Origin of the sequence: Mesorhizobium sp. M0768 (genome assembly GCF_040320195.1) — a bacterium.
GTDB lineage: Bacteria > Pseudomonadota > Alphaproteobacteria > Rhizobiales > Rhizobiaceae > Mesorhizobium.
The window spans coordinates 1-1,483 of the sequence record NZ_JAMYPD010000089.1; the positions used below are offsets into that span (position 1 = coordinate 1).

Sequence of the window (1,483 nt, forward strand, 5' to 3'; positions counted from 1 at the left end):
CAAAGCTCACATGAGGAGTGATGCGTCAAGGCAAGTTCATTTGTCCATGGCGAAACCTTTCAGGGTGCTTCATCGGTATCCAAAGTCTGAGCCATTTCGCTCGACGCGGCACGTTTCCGTTGCCGTTTCAAACTCACATACGGTCGCCGTCTCGTTCGGCTGCACCACTATCCCGCTTGCGTTGCGGCAAAGGCTCAGGAGAACGAGTCCATTCTAAAGCGCGGCATTTGAAGCCAAACTTTGAGGCGGTTCGCTCACCTGGATCCGCCAGGGTTGATCAGCCCTGGGAGATTGCTGTTCTGGGTTCCGGTCGGCCGTCACGCGCTCTTCATGACGGCCCCTTCGATCAGGATGCCGAACGCCGCGTACTTCCACAGCGCCACCAGCAGCTTGCGCGCCAGGGCAACGATCGTGCTCCGTTTCAGCCGACCCCCATTTGATTGAACCCGCTGAGCAAACCAACGGCTGAGTGCCGAATGCGGCTGGTTCCGCAGCCACAACCACGCGAGCTGGATCATCGTCGTGCGCAGCCGTGGATTGCCCGCTTTCGATACGCCTTGCTCACGATCAATGGTTCCGCTTTGCCACGGCGTGGGTGCCAATCCTGCGTAGGCGGCGACTTGGCGTCGGTTGTCAAAATGGCGAGAGAACCCTTCGGCCCAGAGGATAGCGGCGAACTCCGGTCCAATCCCTTTGAGAGCACTCAGCACGGCCGCAGGTCCAGGCGCTGTATGTGGAGCATCCTTTGTGGCGGACATCATTGCATCGCGCTCCTGTTCCACAGCGGCGATATGCTGAAGCAACAGTTCAAGGCGATCAAGTTCACGATCTATTTGAGCCTTTAGGTGCCGAGGCAACTGGCGGCCATCGCCTGTCACCAGACCGTCGAGTCGTTTGCGCCGATCCTTCCGAAGCGGCTCGTAACCGCTGATGCCTTGGGCAAATAGCAGACCCTTGATACGATTGACGTGCTCCACCCTTTCCGCAATCAGGACCTTGCGTTCCCTGCAAATGCGACGCCGATCTTCGTTATCCGGACTTGGCGCCTTCACCATTGCACATACGCGCGGTTCGCCACGCTTGAAGGCAAGAAGTGCTCGAACCAATGCCTCCCCGTCGATCTTGTCCGTCTTCGCGCGCCGGCGACGACGGGACGCTGCGATAGAAGCCGCGTCGACGACGTGACTCTCGAACCCATTGGCTTCCAGGACTCGATGAATCCAAAAGCCGTCCAGACCAGCCTCCTGAATGGTCACGATAGGGAACAATCGCCCTGTCCGTGACAACGCCTTCTTCCGGAGGTCTTCGAACAGGCTGATCAGTCCGGCAATATCGCCGCCATCCACAGCACGTTTCGACATCTTGTCGCCGCTGCCCGGCGACAACGACGTAACCAGCCAGGTTGAGCGGCTCAGTTCCAGGGAGACAAAGATTGCTCCAAGGTCGACACGGACAGCGTTTGGGACTCCAGGTTGGGCAGACA

Annotated in this window: 1 protein-coding gene; it reads right to left on the reverse strand. The window is 58.7% G+C overall.

Going from position 1 to position 1,483, the window contains the following annotated elements:
* Nucleotides 1-317 precede the first annotated feature (317 nt).
* A partial coding sequence (locus NKI08_RS34400; RefSeq protein ID WP_352775943.1) for an IS110 family RNA-guided transposase occupies nt 318-1,483 on the reverse strand: 1,166 nt, incomplete at its 5' end.